A 16668-nucleotide genomic window follows, 5' to 3' on the forward strand; every position below is an offset into this window, starting at 1 on the left:
CAGAGGATCAGGGCATGTCGAGACCCGCCGTCACCCAGCTCGCCGCGACCTGGGCGCTGGGCGGCCTGATCCTGCCCGGCATCCTGCCGCAGCTCGCGGTCCTGCTCTTCGCCGGCCTGGGCGTCGTGGCGATCGCCGCGTTGATCCTCGGGGCGCTGCTGGTCGGCGCCCTCTGGGCGGTCGCCGAGGCCACCGCGTCGGCCACCGCGCTCGGTGCCACCCGGGGGCGGCGGGTGCGCTGGGCGGTGCTGGTGGCCGGCGTCGGCACCGTGCTCTGGCGGCTGGGCTGGGTGGTCACCGACACCGCCGGGCTGCGGGTCAGCAGCAACGGCCTGCTGACCGTCGTGCTCGGTGGAGTGCCCTTCGCCCTGGTCGCCGGCCTGCTGCTGCGCGCGCGGCGGCAGCGGCGGGGCGCGTTGGCCGCCCTGGTGCTGCTCGCCGCGGCCGGGCTGGTGGCGCTGCGTCTGGGCCCGCCGGACGACCTCACCGACCGGACCGCGTACGCGCAACTCGACCGCCGGACCGCGTACGTGGTGGCGGTCCCCGGCTACCGGCCGAGCGAGAGCGCGTACGGCGGCGACCTCGGCACCGGCGCGTTCCGGCCCGCCGACCCGGCCGCCGAGCCACCGCTGAGGCAGGTCACCGTGGTCGCGTACCCGGCCGGGACGCCGCGCCGGGCCGGCTGCGCCGGGGTGCCGGTCGACTCGCACCTGTCCGGCGGCGCGTGCACGCCGGAACCGGGCGGCCTGCGCTACCTGCGCACGGTGGTGGAGCACGGCTACGTGGTGCCGCGCGGCGGCGTCGACGTGGTGGTGACCGGCACCCCGGGAGTGGACCGCGACCTGCTGCGGCGGGCCGCCCGGACGGTGCGGCCGGCGACCGCGAAGGAACGCGGGGAGCAGCCGACGGACCGGGGCGTGTTCGCCGTCGACCTGCCCGGCTACCGGGCCCACGCCCTCGGCATGCCGCCCGGCCTGGAGTACACCCCCGCCGACCACTCCGACGGGCCGGGCAGCGTGCAGATCCGGCTCGTCGCCGAGGCCGGCACGCTCGACCAGGCCTGTTTCCAGGCCACCTGCACGCCCGACGGCGACGGGCTCACCTACCTGCGGGGCGAGGACACCCACGGCTACCTGCTCGCCCGCGGACCGGTCCTGGTGCACGCCCTCGGCGGGCTCGGCGTGGACCGGGCGCTGCTGCGGCGCACCGCGCTCGCCGCCCGCCCGGCCACCGACGCCGAGCTGCGCCGCGCGCTGCCCCTGCCGCCGCCGCACGGCCTGGTCGGCGGGCTGCGGTACTGGCTGCGCCAGCACACCTGAGCCCGCAGCGCATCGACCCGCCTTGATCGCCCGCCGACCACTGTGGGATCGTTGGTGGCCGATGGCTCGCGCGGGGCCGACGCGTCGTCCGAGGGGCAACCGGGAGCGTCATCCGGTGGACGGCGACAGCAGACCGGAGCAGTACGTCCACGAGCCCCTCCACCCCTCGCCGCGTCACCGGGCACGCCGTCACCGGCGGGTGGAGTCCCTCGTGCCCCACCGAAGGAACCCCGCGATGACCCACCCCACCACAGCCCGACCGCCCCGATCACGCCACCGCCGCTGGACCGCCCTCGCGGCCGGGCTGCTGCTCGCGACCGGCGGCCTCACCGTCGTCGCCCCGCCCGCCGCCGGCGCGGCGGCCGACCCGGTCCACGTCACGGTGAACGCGAAGGCCGGCCTGGCCCGCGTGCCGGACACCGCGCTCGGCGTCAACCACGCGATCTGGGACGCCAACCTCGGCACCACCGCCACCTCCGACCTGCTGCGGGCGGCGGGCGTGCGGATGCTGCGCTACCCCGGCGGCTCGTACGGCGACATCTACCACTGGAAGGACCACACCGCGCCGGGCGGCTACGTCGCGCCCGGCACCGACTTCGACACCTTCATGGCGGCCGCCCGGCGGGTCGGCGCACAGCCGATGATCATTGCCAACTACGGCACCGGCACCGCGCAGGAGGCCGCCGACTGGGTCCGGTACGCCAACGTGACCAAGGGCTACGGCGCGACGTACTGGGCGGTCGGCAACGAGAACTACGGCAACGGCCTCTACGGCTCCGGCTGGGAGGCCGACGACCACCCGGACAAGAGCGCCACCCAGTACGCGAAGCTGGTCGTCGCGTACGCCGACGCGATGAAGGCGGTCGATCCGACGATCAAGGTCGGCGCGGTGCTGACCATGCCGGCGAACTGGCCGGACGGGCTGACCGCCGGCGGTGACCCCGGCCCGTGGAACACCACCGTGCTGGACATCGCCGGACCGAAGATCGACTTCGTCGACGTGCACTGGTACCCGGGGGGCAGCGCGGCCGAGTCGCTGGCCCGGACCGCGCACCTGCCCGACGCCGCCTGGCTGCTGCGCCAGCAGATCGCCCGGCACGCCGGCCCGGACGCCGGACGGATCGGCATCAGCTTCACCGAGTTGAACGTCGGCACCGGGCAGAACACCCAGCCGGGCGCGCTCTTCCTGGCCGACGCGTACAGCGCTCTGCTGGAGCAGGGCGTGTTCACGGTGCAGTGGTGGAACGTGCACAACGGCATCGGCACCCCCTCGGAGGTGGCCGGGCAGCCCGACTACAACGACTTCGGGCTGCTCTCCAGCGGTGGGTGCACCGCCGACGGCACGGTCTGCGAGCCGCCGCTGAACACCCCGTTCGCGCCGTACCACGGGCTGTCCATGATGAGCCTGCTCACCCGCTCCGGCGGCCAGTTCGTCCGCGCCGGCACCGACCAGCCGCTGGTCACCGCGCACGCGGTGCGCCGTCCCGACGGCGACCTGGCGGTGCTGCTGGTCAACAAGGACCCGGCGAACGCCTACCCGGTGAGCATCGACTACGCCGGGTTCACCCCGTCGGGCGCGGCGCCGACCGTACACACCCTCACCAACGGCGCGTCCGGGATCGCCACCGACCAGTCGGGCAACGCGACCAGCCGCACGCTGCCGCCGTACTCGCTGACCACGCTCGTGCTGCACCCGGCGGGCGGGGCGGTCGGCCTGCCCGGGGCGCCGGGACAGCCGACGGCGAGCGGCGTCACCGACCGCAGCGCGACCATCTCCTGGCCGGCGGCACCCCCCGCGCCGGGCGGCGGGGCGATCGCCAAGTACGAGCTGCACCGGCAGAACGGGGCGGTCGGCGAGCAGCTCGGCGAGACCACCGGCACCTCGTTCACGGTGGGCAACCTCGCCCCGGGCACCCGCTACACGGTCAACGTGCTGGCCCGGGACTCCGCCGGCAGGCTCTCCTGGTCGTCGCCGCCGCTGACCTTCGCCACCGGCAGCCCGGCCGAGAGCAGCTGCCAGGTCCGCTTCACCAAGGGCAGCGACTGGGGCAACGGGTACGTCGGCACGGTCGACGTCGTCAACACCGGCCCGGACCGGCTCGACGGGTGGACGCTGAGCTGGACCTGGCCGACCGGCTGGCAGCAGGTGAGCAGCGGCTGGAACGCCACCTGGACGCAGACCGGCACCGCGGTGCGGGTGACCCCGACCGCCGACAACCGGTCGCTGGCCGCCGGGGGCGGGTCGACCAGTGTCGGCTTCGTCGGGGCGTACAGCGGGCCGAACGTGCTGCCCACCGCGTTCCGCCTGAACGGCACCGTCTGCACCACGCTCGGCTGAGCCAGGACGGCCGGCCCACCCCGCGCGGGTGGGCCGGCCGTCGGCGCCTCGCTCAGCGGCGTACCGGCTCTCCGGGGCCACCCTGCACGGTGACCTCGTCGAAGGCCGGCGCGCCGTCGACCGCGTCGGCGGCCACCGCCACCGACCGGCCGCTGTCCGGCAGGTCCAGGCTGGAGCGCAGGGTGACCGGCCGGAGCAGCAGCGCCGCCACCACCCCGACCACCGCGATGGCCGCGGAGATCAGGAAGATGTGCCCGGTGGCGTCGCCGTACGCGGCGCGCACGATCTGCTGCACCGGCGCGGGCAGCGCGGCGAGGTTGAGGTTGCTGTTCCCGCCGCCGCCGGAGGTCGGGAAGCCGGCCGCCGCCAGGTCGTGGGTGATCCGGTCGGTGACCCGGCGGGCCAGCACCGCGCCGAGCACCGAGACGCCGATGGTGCCGCCCAGCGAGCGGAAGAAGGCCACCGTGGAGCTGGCCGCCCCGATGTCGCGCAGCGCGACGGTGTTCTGCACCGCCAGGACCAGGTTCTGCATGGTCATGCCGACGCCCACGCCGACCACGAACATGGCGGCCCCGACCAGGACCAGCGAGGTCTCGTGGTCGATGGTGCCGAGCAGCGCGAACCCGGCTACCAGCACGATCGACCCGACCACGATGTACGGCTTGATCCGCCCGCTGGCGGTGATCAGCCGGCCGGCGACGATCGAGGAGAGCAGCACGCCGGCCATCATCGGAATGGTGAGCAGGCCCGCCTCGGTGGGGCTGTAGCCGCGACCGATCTGGAAGTACTGGCCGAGGAAGACCGCGCCGCCGAACATGGCCATGCCGACCGCGAGGCTGCCGAGGATCGCCAGCGCGGTGGTGCGCTCGCGGACGATCTCCAGCGGCACCACCGGCTCGGCCGCCCGCGACTCGACCCAGACGGCGAGGGCCAGCAGGAGCAGCGCGCCGCCCACCATCGCGGCGCTCTGCCAGGAGAGCCAGGCGAACGAGCTGTCGACGAAGGAGATCCAGACCAGCAGCACGCTGACCCCGGCGGCGATCAGGCCCGCGCCCAGGTAGTCGATCTTCACGTTCTCCCGGCGGGCGGTGGGCAGGTGCAGGGTGGCCTGCAGCAGCACCAGCGCGACGGCGGCGACCGGCACCCCGACGAAGAAGCACCAGCGCCAGCCGAGCCAGGAGGTGTCCACGATCAGGCCGCCGAGCAGCGGGCCGCCGACTGTGGCCAGCGCCATCACGCCGCCCAGGTAGCCGTTGTAGCGGCCGCGTTCGCGGGGCGGGATCATCGCCGCGATGGCGACCTGGACCAAGGCCTGCAGGCCACCGACGCCGATGCCCTGGAACGCGCGGGCGGCGATCAGCTGCCCGGCGCTCTGCGCGAACCCGGCGGTCACCGAGCCGGCGAGGAACACCACGATGGCAGCCTGGATCAGGATCTTCTTGTTGAACAGGTCGGCCAGCTTGCCCCAGATCGGGGTGGTCGCGGTCGCGGTGAGCAGGGTGGCGGTGACCACCCAGGTGTACTGGGTCTGCGAGCCGTTCAGCGCCCCGATGATCTTCGGCAGCGCGGTCGAGACGACCGTGCTGCTCAGCATCGCGACGAAGAGCACCAGCAGCAGGCCGCTGAGCGCCTCCAGCGTGCGCCGGTGGCTCATCGGCGCGGGCTGCGCGGTCGTGGTCGGTGGTGCGCTCATCGCGCGTCCTCCAGGGTGTCGTGGTGTGCGAGCGCGACCTCGAGGTCGCGGGTGAACCGGCCGAGCGCGGCGGACAGGGCCGCCACCTCGTCGGGGGTCCAGTCGGCGAGCGCCCGGGTGAACACCCGGCCGTACCAGTCCTGGGTGTCGGCCAGGGCCACCCGGCCGGCGTCGGTCACGGTGAGGTGACTGGCCCGCCGGTCGGCCGGGTCGGCCTGCCGCCGCACCAGCCCGTCGGTCACCAGGGCGGCGACGGCCCGGCTGACCGTGGACGGGTCGAGCCGGGTCCGCTCGGCCAGGTCCCGGGCGTGGCAGCCGGTTGCCTCGTGGTCGAGGTGGGACAGCAGGCCGACCAGGCCCAACGGCACGGTCGGCCGGGCGTCCGCCCGCCGCTGCTTGAGCAGCCGTACGCCGGTGAGCAGGTCGTGCAGGCGCGAGCCGAGCTCACGGGTGGCGCTGTCCACGGGTCCTCCTCCGGCGGCGGGTGTTGGTTGCCTCAAGCAATCATTGACGAATCTTGCGCAGCGGGCAAGTTTGCTCAGTGAGAAGCGGGTCACGTACGCTCGCCGCATGGCGGAGATCGGCGGGTTGCGGGAGCGCAAGAAGGCGGCCACCCGCCTCGCCCTGCACGAGGCCGCCCTGCGGCTGGCCACCGAGCACGGCCCCGAGCGGGTCACCGTCGAGGCGATCGCCGACGCGGCCGAGGTCTCCCGCCGCACCTTCTCGAACTACTTCTCCAGCAAGGAGGAGGCCCTCTTCCACGGCGACACCGTGCGGCTGCGCGGCATGCTGGACCTGCTGCGCGACCGGCCCGCCGACGAGCCGCCGTGGACCGCGCTCCGCCGCGCCGCGCTGCACCTGTCCGCCGACGTCTACGACGACGCCGCGTTGGCCTGGCTCACCCGGCGCCGGCAGCTGCACGGGCACCCGGGGCTGGTGGCCCACCAGGTCGCCGCGTACATCGCGATCGAGCGGGAGCTGGCCGGCGAACTCGCGCGCCGGCTCGGCGGCCCGGACGACGCGCTGCGCGCCCGGCTCCTGGCGGCCACCTTCCTGGCCACCCTGCGGGTCGCCGTGCAGCACTGGCTGGAGCACCCGGACGGCCCGCTGGCCGACACCCTGGCGACCGCCCTCGACCTGGCCGCCCCGGCCGGTCAGACCCCCAGGCCGGAGGCCAGCGCCGCCCGGTAGGTGAACTGCACCGGCCGCGGGTCGACCCGCAACGCGTGCAGCATCGCGTGGTGCTGCTCCTCGGCCATCGCGTACGGGCCGGCCAGGGCGGCGGCCAGCGCCACCCGGTCGACCGGCGCGACACCCAGCGGCGCGAACGCGTCCGCGTCCGCGCCGTGCGCCCCGGTGGGCGGCTCCGCGCCCGGCGGGTACGGCCGGCCGAGCAGGTCGACCAGGTACTCGTTGTCGTCGTCGTCCCACATCTCCATCAGGTACGCCTGGTCGGAGAGGTAGTCGTGGTAGCTGCGGCCGCCCCGGTAGAGCACCGCGACGATCACGTCGGAGTCGAACACCACGAACGACGCCGCCACCGCGCTGGCGGCCCGGCTGACCAGCCGGGCCAGCTCGTCGGTCTCGGCGTACCCGTCGCGCTGCTCGGGCACCACGGCCCAGCGCCCCGCGGCGACCGGGACGATCACGCAGGGCTGCCCGGACTCGGCGACGCCGGCCCGGACCTCGGCCAGCTCCGCGGCGACGAGGACGGTCTGGTAGCTGCTTCCCACGGCCGGGATCGTACGGCCCGGCACCGACATGTCACAGGCTCGGGCTAGCGTCGGCCCGTGGTCACCGTCGACGACGTCCGCGCGCTCGCCCGCACCCTGCCGCGCAGCAGCGAGCACCTGATCCGCGACCGGGTCAAGTTCCGGGTGGGCCGGATCGTCTACGTCGCCTTCTCCCGCGACGAGCGGACGATGGGCTTCGGCTACCCGAAGGAGGAACGGGACGCCCTGGTCGCCGCCGAGCCGCAGGTGTTCTTCCTGCCCGGTCCCGCCGACCTGCGCTTCCACTGGGCCTGCTGCCACCTCGACCGGCTCGATCCGGAGCAGATGACCGAGCTGGTGTGCGAGGCGTGGCGGATGGTGGTGCCGAAGTTCCTGGCCCGCGAACGCCTGGGCGAGTGACCGCGGGCCTTCGGTGAGAGCGGTCTCACGCCGTACGGTCCGGGCATGAGCAGCACGACGCCGCCGCCGTCCACGGTGGCCGTCCGGCGCTACCGGCCGGCCGACCACGACGCCGTCTACGACATCTGCGTCCGCACCGCCGACGCGGGCGGTGACGCCCGCGGCCAGTGGCTGACCGACGATCTCATGCCCGACCTGTTCGCCGGCCCCTACCTGGCGTTGGAGCCGGACCTGGCGTTCGTGCTGGAGGACGCCGGCCGGGTGGTCGGGTACGTGCTGGGCACCGCCGACACCCCGGCCTTCGCCCACGCCTACCGTCGCGAGTGGATCCCCCGCCTCGCGCACCGCTACCCGGCACCTACCCATCCGCCGCGGACCCCGGACGAGGAGATGATCGCCGTGCACCACCGTCCGGAACGGCTGCTGCTGCCCGAACTCGCCGACCACCCCGCCCACCTGCACATCGACCTGCTCCCGAGCCACCAGGGACGCGGGCACGGCCGACGGCTGCTGGAGACGTTCCGCGCCGCCGCCGCCCGGGCCGGAGCGCCCGCCCTGCACGTCGGCATGGTCACCGCCAACGTCCGGGCCCGCGGCTTCTACGACCGGCTCGGCTTCCACGTCATCCCGGTCCCCGACCCGGGTCCACTCACCTACCTGGGCCGCTCCACCCGCTGACCGGCCCGCCCACGCCGGCCGGCGGCCCGCACCGCGCCGTAGAGTCGCGGCGTGATCGAGATCGACACCGACGTCGAGCTGTTCCACCCCGCCGACCGGGTGTGGCGCGCACTGACCGAACGGCCGCTGCTCGCCACGTGGTTCGCCGAGGCCGCGCCGGCCGCCGGGCTGGTGCTGCGGACGGCGGGCCTGCCCGGCTTCGACACCGACGTCGCGGTGCAGGTCCGCGCGCAACGCGCGCCGGAGCTGCTGGTGGCACGGCTGCGGGAGGACGCCCGGCAGACCCTGCTGACCGCCCGCCTCACCGCGACCGGGCACGGCTGCCGACTGGCCCTGCACGAGCTGCTGGAGCAGGGCACGTGGGACGCCGAGGGGCGTGCCGAGCAGCACCGGCAGGCACTCACGGTCCGGCTGCCGGCGCTCCTCGACTGGCTGGCGTTCCAGCAGGTGGACCTGCGCCGGGAGGAGGACGCGCTGACCCGGGAGCTGCCGGTGCTCCGCCCGCGCGTCGGCAACGGCCGGCGTCGGGTGCTGCTCGCCGCCGGACTGGGCTGCCTCGCCCTGGCCGGCGGGGCGGGGCTGTGGGCGGCCCGTCCGGACCCACCGCCGCCCGCCCGCGTCCCGGAGGCGGCGCCACTGCGGATGCCGAGCGTCGCCGCGCCGACCCCGGTGGCCACCCCGACCCGCCGCCCACCGGCGACCGGCCGGGCCACGCCCAGCGCGTCCCCGACGCCGACGGCCACGCCCGGGCGTACCCGGTCGCCGTCGGCGGCGCCGGTGGCGCTCACAGCCCGGTACGAGACGGTCGCCGACCGGGTGTTCGGCTACCGGGGCGAGCTGGTGGTGACCAACCCGGGCCCGACCGTGGGGGCCGACTGGGCGGCGACCGTGACGCTCGGCGGCGGCGCCAGCGTCGGCACCGTCAACGGGGCCGAGTGGACCCAGGAGGGGACCCGGGTCACCTTCACCGGGGCCACGCCGGCCGCCGGCGCCTCGGTCACCGTCCGGTTCGACGTCCGCGACCCCGACCCGCTCGCCACCGCGCCGCGGGGCTGCACGATCGACGGCAGCCCCTGCGCCGGGCTCTGAGCGCCGCCGGGCGGGCCGGCCCGCCCGGCCCGGCGACTCAACTGCTCAGCCAGCGGTGGATGCAGGTCAGCAGGTCCTCCGCGTCCACCGGCTTGGTGACGTAGTCGCTCGCACCCGAGGAGATGCTCTTCTCCCGGTCACCCCGCATCGCCTTCGCGGTCACCGCGATGATCGGCAGCTGGGCGTAGCGCGGCATGGCGCGGATCGCCGCCGTGGCCGCGTACCCGTCCATCTCGGGCATCATCACGTCCATCAGCACGAGGTCGATGTCGTCGTGCCGCATCAGCGTCTCGATGCCCTTGCGGCCGTTCTCGGCGTAGACCACGTCGAGGCCGTGCAGTTCCAGGATGTTGGTCAGGGCGAACACGTTGCGCGCGTCGTCGTCGACCACGAGCACCTTGCGGCCGGCGAGGTCCGGGGCGGCCGGACCGGCGGCCGGGGCCCGGTCGGCGGCCGGGGCGGCGAACGGCACCACCCGCTCGGCGTTCTCCGCGGACAGGTGCAGCACCACCCGTTCCCGCAGCTCGTCGAGGCTGCTGATGATCTCCAGCGGGCGATCGGCCGCGAGCCCCCGCAGCAGGGTCTCCTGCCCCGGGGCGAGCGGCTGCCCGTGGTAGGCCAGCACCGGCAGGCCGGCCAGGTCACCGTCGTGCAGGGCGGTCAGCAGCGCCGCGCCGACGTCCTCGGACGGTTCGAGCTGCACCACGAGCAGGTGGTGCCGCGCCGCCCGGAGCAGGCCGACGGCCGAGGGGGCGTCCACCGCCGTGCCCACCTCCACCGGCCCCCCGGTCTCGGCGACCGCGCCCCGGGTGAGCAGGGTGAGCAGGCCCTTCTCGCGCGGTTCGAGCACCAGCACCCGGCGCTGCTGCCGGGCCACCCAGCGCTCGGGGTCCGACTCGGTCCCGCCGACCGCGAGCGGGCCGCCGACACTCTCGGCGGGCAACGCGCCGGGCAGGGACGCCGGCAGGTAGAGGGTGAAGGTGCTGCCCCGGCCCAGCACGCTCTGTGCGGTGATCTGCCCGCCGAGCAGCTGGGCGATCTCCCGGCTGATGGACAGGCCGAGGCCGGTGCCGCCGTAACGCCGGCTGGTGGTGCCGTCGGCCTGCTGGAACGCGTCGAAGATCGCCGTCAGGTGCTGCTCGGCGATGCCGATGCCGGTGTCGACGACCCGGAACGCGAGCACCGTCTCCGTCGCCGCCACGCCCGCCGGCAGCTCCGCCGGAGCGGCCCGCTCGATGCGCAGCTGGACCTGCCCCTGCTCGGTGAACTTGACCGCGTTGGAGACCAGGTTGCGCAGCACCTGCCGCAGCCGCTGCTCGTCGGTGTGCAGCCGGGTCGGCACGCCCGGACCGGTGACGATGTCCAGCTCCAGCCCGCGCGGGGTGGTCAGCGGACGGAAGGTGGCGTCCACGTAGTCGCGCAGCGCGGACAGCTCGAACCACCATCGTGTTGATGGTGTCCTTCAGCTCCAGGATCTCGCCGCGCACGTCCACGGTGATCTTCTGCGACAGGTCGCCCCGGGCCACCGCTGTGGCCACCTCGGCGATGTCGCGGACCTGGTCGGTGAGGTTGCCGGCCATGGCGTTCACCGAGTCGGTGAGGTCCTTCCAGGTGCCCGAGACGCCAGGCACCTCGGCCTGACCGCCGAGCTGTCCCTCGGTACCGACCTCCCGGGCCACCCGGGTGACCTCGGAGGTGAAGAGGGAGAGCTGGTCGACCATGCCGTTGAACACGCTGGCGATCTCGCCGAGCAGGCCGTCGGCGTCCTCCGGCAGCCGGGTGCCGAAGTCGCCGTCGCGGACCGCGGTGAGTCCGGCGAGCAACTGCCGGAGGTCGGGGTCCGCCGTCGGGGCGCCGGAGTGCTCACGTCGCCGCGGAACCGTCTGCTCGACCACAACTGCCGTCCTCATGAAGACAGCCGGACGCAGCCGCCCCCGGCACGACAACAACCGCGCAAGTATGCACAGACCCGCCCGCATGCGCCGGGGCGGCGTACGCGGGCGGGACGGGTCACGGACGCACCGCCACCGGAGAACCGGTGGCGGTGCGGTGGATCGGGGGGTGACGACCGTCCGGCGGGAGCCGGTCGGTCGACGGCGGATCAGGCCTCGGTCAGGTGACCGCGCAGCTTGGTCAGCGCCCGGGCCAGCAGCCGGGAGACGTGCATCTGGGACACGCCGACCTGCGCGGCGATCTCGCTCTGCGTCAGGTTGCCGTAGAAGCGCAGGGTGAGGATCTTCTGCTCACGCTCGTCGAGGGTGGCCAGCGCCGGGCCGAGCGAGGCGCGCAGCTCGGCCAGCTCGTACTCGTTGTCCTCGGTGCCGAGGGTGTCGCCGAGCTCGGTGGCGCTGTCGCCGTCGCCGATCGGGGTGGAGAGCGAGACGGCGTTGTACGCGCGGGCGCCTTCCAGGCCCTCCAGCACCTCTTCCTCGGTGATGTCGAGGTGGCCGGCGATGTCGGCGACGGTGGGCGCCCGGTTCAGGGTCTGGGTGAGGGTGCTGTTCGCCTCGGAGATGCGCAGCCGCAGCTCCTGGAGGCGACGCGGGACCCGGATGTTCCAGGTGCGGTCGCGGAAGTGGCGCTTGATCTCGCCCAGGATGGTCGGGATGGCGAAGCCGGCGAAGTCGACGCCCCGGGAGGCGTCGAACCGGTCCACCGCCTTGATCAGGCCGAGGGCGGCGGTCTGGGCCAGGTCGCCGGCCGGCTCACCGCGGCCGCTGTAACGGGCGGCGAGGTGGTTGGCCAGCGGCAGCCACGCCTCGATGACCTGGTTGCGCAGGTTCGCCCGCTCCGGGTGCCCGGCCGGCAGGGCGGCGAGCGCGTTGATCAGCTCGCTGGCGCGGGTCTCCTCGCCGGTCGCCGCAGCGCGGTGCACCTCGGTGGTCGTCGGCGCGATCATCGTCGTGGTCATGCTGCCCTTCCTGATCCTGAGGAGAACGGGTGCCTCCCAGCACCGGTCGTGCCAGCCACACTAGACCAAAGTTCCGCACGGAATCAACCGAACGGCCGATGGATATATCGCCTAGAAGTGGACGAACGGTGGCCGACTTTGGTGAAGATCGTGCGACGGGGGCCACAACAGGGCCGGACAGCGGGGCGAACCGGCCCGCTCACCGGCGCAGCAGCGGGCGGTAGTCCGCGGCGGTGAGCGGCAGCGCGGAGAGCGAACCGTCCGCCCGGGGCACCTCCAACGGCTGACCGTCGCGCCGGAACGAGACGCTGTCCACCTCGGGCCGCTGGGTCAGCGTGCAGACGATCTGGCCGAACGCGAGGACGTCGTCGCTGCGACCGGTCTCCTCGCCGGCCTCCCGGACGTCGACGGTCACCAGACTGCCGGCCACCGTCGCACCGGCGACCGTGATCGTGCCGGGCAGGGCGGTGGCCAGGCCCCGGTCCCGTTCCGCCGGGTCCGGACCGGCCAGCAGGTGCTGGAGGTGACTGTCGACGCCCGACACGCCGTCGACCCGTCGGGTCACCGCCGCCAACCCGTCCTCCCGCACGAAGCAGAGCGTCTCGTCGACGCGTCCGTCCGGATCCGCGGTGGCCGTGCCGGTCCGGCTGGGCACCACCCCGGGCGGCGCGGACACCGGTCGCGGCGCGTCGTCGACCGGTACGCCGCAGCCGGCGAGCAGGGCCACGGGCAGCAGGACCGTCACGAGCCGGCGACGCATCACCGCACCCGGCCCAACTCGACCCGGAACCGGGCGCCGGGATGCCGGTCGAGCACCTCGGCCCGGCCCCCGTGGGCGACCGCGTGCTGGGCGACCAGGGCCAGGCCGAGTCCCGTGCCGTCCGTGCCGGCCCGGGCGTGCGCGGCCCGCCCCCGCACGAAGCGGTCGAAGATGCTCTCCCGGTCGGCGTCGGGCACCCCGGGGCCGTCGTCGTCCACGTCGATCACCCCCGTCGCGCCGTCGCGCACCGACAGCCGCACGGCGACCGGACCGCCGCCGTACCGGATCGCGTTGTCGAGCAGGTTGAGCAGGATCTGCTCGACCCGTCGCCGGTCGAGCCGCCACCGGACGGGAGTTCCGGCGGGCACCTGGACCAGGCGCTCCGGCAGGGACCGGGCCCGGCAGACGGCCCGCGCCAGCGCGGCGACGTCCACCGGCTCCCGCTGCGCCGGCTGCTCGGTGCGGGCCAACTGGATCAGGTCGTCGACCAGTCGCTGGAACCGGGCCACCTCGTCGGCCACCAGCCCGGCGGCGGTCGCCGTCCGCTCGTCCTGGTGGTCCCGGCGCCGGGTCAGCACGCTGGCGGCGGCGGCCAGGGTCTGCAACGGGGAACGCAGCTCGTGACTCACGTCGGCGGCGAACCGGCGGTCCCGCTCGGCGCGCCGTACCACCTGGTCGACCATGTGGTTGAAGGAGGTGGAGAGCCGGGTCAGGTCCGGATCGGTGGTGGACTCCAGCCGGGTGGCGAAGTCGCCCGCGGCGATCCGCTCGGCGGCGTCCGCCACCGCGGTCAGCGGGCGCAGGCTGTGCCGGGTGGCGTACCAGCCGAGCGCGGCGCCGGCCCCGGCCACCATGATCGCCACGGCGGTCAGCGCCAGCCCCACCACCTGGAAGGTCTGTTCGACCTCGCGCAGCGAGGTCAGCTCGTAGTAGCCCACCCCGTCGGCGAGCGGGACGCCGACCAGCAGGGTCGGCTGCCCGTCGACGCGGATCCGCTGCACCCCCGGCTGCCCGTCGGCGACCATCCGTTGCAGCGCGACCGGGACCACCCCGCCCCCCATCTCGGCGTTGCGGGCGTACCAGCCGTCGGGCAGGTGCAGCAGCGGCCGGCGGCTGCTGCCGGTGTCCAGGCTGCGCAGCACCGCCACCACGTCGGGGGTGTCGGTGTCCAGCCCGGAGCGGACCACGAGGGCGTCGTAGTGGGCGGCCCGCACCGCGGCGCGTTCCCGCTCGTCGAGCAGCGACCGGCGGGTCAGGTCGTACGAGAAGAGCGCCATGGCCAGCGCCAGCAGCAGCGCGCCGACGGCGAAGCCCGCGGTGACCCGGGCCCGCAGTCCGAGCCGGGTCATCGCTGCAACTTGTAGCCGAGGCCGCGGAGTGTGACCAGGTGGCGGGGGTTGGCGGGGTCACTCTCGATCTTCTGCCGCAGGCGGCCGACGTGCACGTCGACCAGGCGTTCGTCGCCGGTCTCGTAGCCCCAGACCCGGCTCAGCAGCTGTTGGCGCGACAGCACCCGCCCGGCGTGCTCGGCCAGCTCGCAGAGCAGCCGGAACTCGGTCCGGGTCACCGCCACCGGCTGCCCGTGCCGGCGCACCTCGCCCGCCTCCGCGCTGATCTCCAGGTCGCCGAAGAACTGGGCGGGCACCGTCGGGGCGGTCCGGCCGCGCCGGCGCAGGGCCCGCAGCCGGGCGGAGAGCTCCTTGATGGCGACCGGCTTGACCACGTAGTCGTCGGCACCCGCCTCCAGTGCCGCGACGATGTCGTGGGTGTCGTCACGGGCGCTGACCACCACGATCGGGACGTCGTCGTCGCGGCGCAGCTGACGGATGCACTCGAAGCCGTCCATGCCGGGCAGCATCAGGTCGATCAGCACGTTGTCCGCCGGGGTCTCCCGCTGCCGCCGCAGCCCCTCCTCGGCGGAGCCGGCCCCGTACGCCGTGTAGCCCTCCTCCTCCAGCGCGAGCAGCAGCGCGAGGCGGATCCGGTCGTCGTCCTCGATCAGTAGTACGGCCGTCATGTTCGCATCATCCCCGGACCTGTCCGGGTCACCCAACCGTGTCAGCCGGTCCCGGCTTTTGTCACACAACTGTCACACAACCGCGGGACGACCTCCACGGTCGCTGCGCAGAGTGGCGAGTGACCCGGAACCCACGTCAGGAAGCCGAGCCGATGACCACTGCCCCGCCGTCCCCGCCCGAGTGCGCCGTGCCGCTGGTGGAGCTGGAGATCACCGACGAGCTGGACCGCGCCGGGCTGTCGGAGGTGGCGGTCGTCCTCGACCGGATCCTCGCCCTGGGTCCCCGGGAGGTCACCATCGACCTGGCTGGCTGCCGCAGCGTGGACGCCGCCGCCGTCGCGCTGTTGCTCGACGTGCACCGCCGGCTGCTCCGGCAGGGCGCCGCGCTGACCGTACGCGACCCGCACCCGCGCATCCGGCGCATCCTCGACACCGCGCGGCTGGGTGAGACGGTGCCGATCGTGCCCGGCGGACCGCGTCCCCCGGCCGGGCCCGCCCGCGGCCGGGCCCGGGTCGTCCCGGCCCGCTGAGGAGCGCTCGTGGACGGCAACACGTTGGTGAACTCGCTCGTCGTGGGCCTGCTGGTGGGCGGGTTGGCCCGCCTGGTCGTGGCGGGCCGCACGGCGGCCCCGGTCTGGCTGACCCTGGCCCTCGGGGTGGCCGCCGCGCTGCTCGGCGCCATCGTGCTCGGGCTGGTCGGCGTGGTGCCGACCCGGCCGGCGGTGCTGCCCCTGCTGGTGCAGGGCGGGTTCGCGGCCGCGTCGGTCGCAGTCGCGGTGCTGGCCGCCGGCCGGCCGGGCGGGCCCGGCGCGGTCCGGTCACCGGCGCACGGGGCGCGGCCCCCGGCCGGACCGGGCAGCGGACGGGAGGAGAGCCCATGACCGTGGTGCCGGCCGACCAGCTGATGACGCTGATCTGCGACGGGTGCGGCGACACCGTCACCGGGGCGGGGTGCGTGCTGCCCGACGCCGAGGTGGTCTGGACCCTGGTGTTCGAGCACGACTGGGTCGGCTCGCCGTTCGCCTCCGGGCCGCACCACTGCCCCCGGTGCAGCGTGCCCGCCGGCGGCGCGGAGGACGGCCTGGGCCTGGACGACCTGGACGAGGTCGCCGCCGACACCTCGCCGCGGGGCGACGACCTGGTGGACCCGGTACGCCGGGCGCTGACCGACGCCGTCCGGCTGCCGGACCGGGAACTGGTCGACCTGTCCGGCGTCGAGGTGATCGACCCGGCCGGGCTCGGGCTGCTGGTCCGCGCCCACCGCGACGCCCGGCAGCGGGGCCGGCGGCTGTGCCTGGTCGCGCCGTCGCGGTTCGTGCTGACCGTGCTGCACACGATGCGCCTGGACGGGGTCTTCCCGGTCGTGGACTCCCGCACCCGGACGCCCGCCCCGACCCGACCGAACGGAGCCCGACCGTGGTGACGCCCTGGCCGTATCCCGACTTCCCGTTCGCCGGCGACGAGCCGGTGCCGGACGCCGAGGACGTCCGCCTCGCCGCGCTCGTCGCCCAGCGGCTGAGCCTCGACCGGACCACCCGGCGGCAGCGGATCGCCGTCAGCGTGCAGCACCGGGTGGTGATCCTGACCGGCACCGTCGCCGACCGGGAGGCCCGGGTGGCGGCCGGTGAGCTCGCCTGGGACATCCCGGGGGTCTTCGACGTCTGCAACGCGCTGGCCCTGTCCGGCGGTCGCCGGGCCCGGTGACCGGCGCCAGGTCGACGCTTGCCTCGA

The 16668-nt window shown here is 74.8% G+C and carries 18 protein-coding genes and 1 pseudogene; 10 read left to right on the top strand and 9 right to left on the bottom strand.

Annotation, left to right across the window (positions count from 1 at the left end; translation table 11 throughout):
• The first annotated feature begins 14 nt into the window (after nt 1-14).
• Both GA0070611_RS08685 and GA0070611_RS08690 read left to right on the top strand, forming a co-directional pair.
• On the top strand, nt 15-1319 hold the full coding sequence (locus GA0070611_RS08685) for a hypothetical protein (protein ID WP_091660536.1): 1305 nt from the start codon (nt 15-17) through the stop codon (nt 1317-1319).
• Between the two features lie 235 nt (nt 1320-1554).
• Nucleotides 1555-3657: a cellulose binding domain-containing protein gene (locus tag GA0070611_RS08690; protein ID WP_091660540.1), complete on the top strand. Its 2103-nt coding sequence runs from the start codon at nt 1555-1557 to the stop codon at nt 3655-3657.
• A 52-nt stretch (nt 3658-3709) separates the two neighbouring features.
• Here the strand turns inward: GA0070611_RS08690 and GA0070611_RS08695 are convergent, their stop codons facing one another.
• On the bottom strand, nt 3710-5350 hold the full coding sequence (locus tag GA0070611_RS08695) for an MDR family MFS transporter (RefSeq protein WP_091660544.1): 1641 nt from the start codon (nt 5348-5350) through the stop codon (nt 3710-3712).
• Nucleotides 5347-5814: a MarR family winged helix-turn-helix transcriptional regulator gene (locus tag GA0070611_RS08700; protein WP_231921379.1), complete on the bottom strand. Its 468-nt coding sequence runs from the start codon at nt 5812-5814 to the stop codon at nt 5347-5349. The genes GA0070611_RS08695 and GA0070611_RS08700 overlap by 4 nt, the downstream gene beginning before the upstream one ends.
• Before the next feature lie 106 nt (nt 5815-5920).
• Here GA0070611_RS08700 and GA0070611_RS08705 point away from each other — a divergent pair, with 106 nt between their 5' ends.
• A complete protein-coding gene (locus GA0070611_RS08705; protein WP_091660554.1) occupies nt 5921-6541 on the top strand; it encodes an acyl-CoA-like ligand-binding transcription factor in 621 nt (206 codons plus the stop codon).
• Here the strand turns inward: GA0070611_RS08705 and GA0070611_RS08710 are convergent.
• Nucleotides 6505-7083 (bottom strand): hypothetical protein, encoded by a 579-nt coding sequence (locus GA0070611_RS08710; protein ID WP_091672672.1) that lies wholly within the window; start codon nt 7081-7083, stop codon nt 6505-6507. The genes GA0070611_RS08705 and GA0070611_RS08710 overlap by 37 nt on opposite strands.
• Nucleotides 7084-7140: 57 nt before the next feature.
• On the opposite strand from GA0070611_RS08710, the gene GA0070611_RS08715 reads away from it, so the two are divergent.
• The 3 genes from GA0070611_RS08715 to GA0070611_RS08725 are packed head-to-tail and all read left to right on the top strand — an operon-like array spanning nt 7141 to nt 9249.
• Nucleotides 7141-7482, top strand: coding sequence for an MmcQ/YjbR family DNA-binding protein (locus GA0070611_RS08715; protein ID WP_091660559.1), 342 nt, complete (start codon nt 7141-7143; stop codon nt 7480-7482).
• Between the two features lie 45 nt (nt 7483-7527).
• Nucleotides 7528-8160: a GNAT family N-acetyltransferase gene (locus GA0070611_RS08720; protein WP_091660563.1), complete on the top strand. Its 633-nt coding sequence runs from the start codon at nt 7528-7530 to the stop codon at nt 8158-8160.
• A 51-nt stretch (nt 8161-8211) separates the two neighbouring features.
• Nucleotides 8212-9249, top strand: coding sequence for an SRPBCC domain-containing protein (locus tag GA0070611_RS08725; RefSeq protein ID WP_091660567.1), 1038 nt, complete (start codon nt 8212-8214; stop codon nt 9247-9249).
• 37 nt (nt 9250-9286) lie between these two features.
• On the opposite strand, the gene GA0070611_RS08730 is transcribed toward GA0070611_RS08725, so the two are convergent.
• From GA0070611_RS08730 to GA0070611_RS08750, 6 genes and pseudogenes are all read right to left on the bottom strand, one after another.
• Complete coding sequence (locus GA0070611_RS08730; protein ID WP_231921380.1) at nt 9287-10660, bottom strand: ATP-binding protein; 1374 nt, start codon at nt 10658-10660, stop codon at nt 9287-9289.
• A gap of 28 nt (nt 10661-10688) precedes the next feature.
• Nucleotides 10689-11057: pseudogene (locus tag GA0070611_RS32490) on the bottom strand (HAMP domain-containing protein); the annotation flags it as partial.
• 293 nt (nt 11058-11350) lie between these two features.
• Complete coding sequence (locus tag GA0070611_RS08735; protein ID WP_091660571.1) at nt 11351-12160, bottom strand: SigB/SigF/SigG family RNA polymerase sigma factor; 810 nt, start codon at nt 12158-12160, stop codon at nt 11351-11353.
• A 199-nt stretch (nt 12161-12359) separates the two neighbouring features.
• On the bottom strand, nt 12360-12920 hold the full coding sequence (locus GA0070611_RS08740; RefSeq protein WP_167604413.1) for a GerMN domain-containing protein: 561 nt from the start codon (nt 12918-12920) through the stop codon (nt 12360-12362).
• Nucleotides 12920-14269 carry a sensor histidine kinase gene (locus GA0070611_RS08745; RefSeq protein WP_091660580.1) on the bottom strand — a complete coding sequence of 450 codons (1350 nt, stop codon included), beginning with the start codon at nt 14267-14269 and terminating at the stop codon, nt 12920-12922. The genes GA0070611_RS08740 and GA0070611_RS08745 overlap by 1 nt, the downstream gene beginning before the upstream one ends.
• On the bottom strand, nt 14266-14937 hold the full coding sequence (locus GA0070611_RS08750; protein WP_091660583.1) for a response regulator transcription factor: 672 nt from the start codon (nt 14935-14937) through the stop codon (nt 14266-14268). Before GA0070611_RS08750 ends, GA0070611_RS08745 begins: the two co-directional genes overlap by 4 nt.
• Before the next feature lie 152 nt (nt 14938-15089).
• Between GA0070611_RS08750 and GA0070611_RS08755 the strand changes: the two genes are divergently transcribed.
• From GA0070611_RS08755 to GA0070611_RS08770, 4 genes are read left to right on the top strand one after another with little or no spacing between them, the layout of a single operon-like run.
• Nucleotides 15090-15467, top strand: a complete 378-nt coding sequence (locus GA0070611_RS08755; RefSeq protein ID WP_091660586.1) for an STAS domain-containing protein — start codon at nt 15090-15092, stop codon at nt 15465-15467.
• A gap of 9 nt (nt 15468-15476) precedes the next feature.
• Complete coding sequence (locus GA0070611_RS08760; RefSeq protein WP_231921381.1) at nt 15477-15818, top strand: hypothetical protein; 342 nt, start codon at nt 15477-15479, stop codon at nt 15816-15818.
• Nucleotides 15815-16360 carry an STAS domain-containing protein gene (locus tag GA0070611_RS08765; protein ID WP_091660590.1) on the top strand — a complete coding sequence of 182 codons (546 nt, stop codon included), beginning with the start codon at nt 15815-15817 and terminating at the stop codon, nt 16358-16360. The genes GA0070611_RS08760 and GA0070611_RS08765 overlap by 4 nt, the downstream gene beginning before the upstream one ends.
• Nucleotides 16354-16641, top strand: coding sequence for a BON domain-containing protein (locus GA0070611_RS08770; RefSeq protein ID WP_091660594.1), 288 nt, complete (start codon nt 16354-16356; stop codon nt 16639-16641). The genes GA0070611_RS08765 and GA0070611_RS08770 overlap by 7 nt, the downstream gene beginning before the upstream one ends.
• Nucleotides 16642-16668 lie beyond the last annotated feature (27 nt).

The sequence above is a fragment of the Micromonospora auratinigra genome (genome assembly GCF_900089595.1).
Taxonomy (GTDB): domain Bacteria; phylum Actinomycetota; class Actinomycetes; order Mycobacteriales; family Micromonosporaceae; genus Micromonospora; species Micromonospora auratinigra.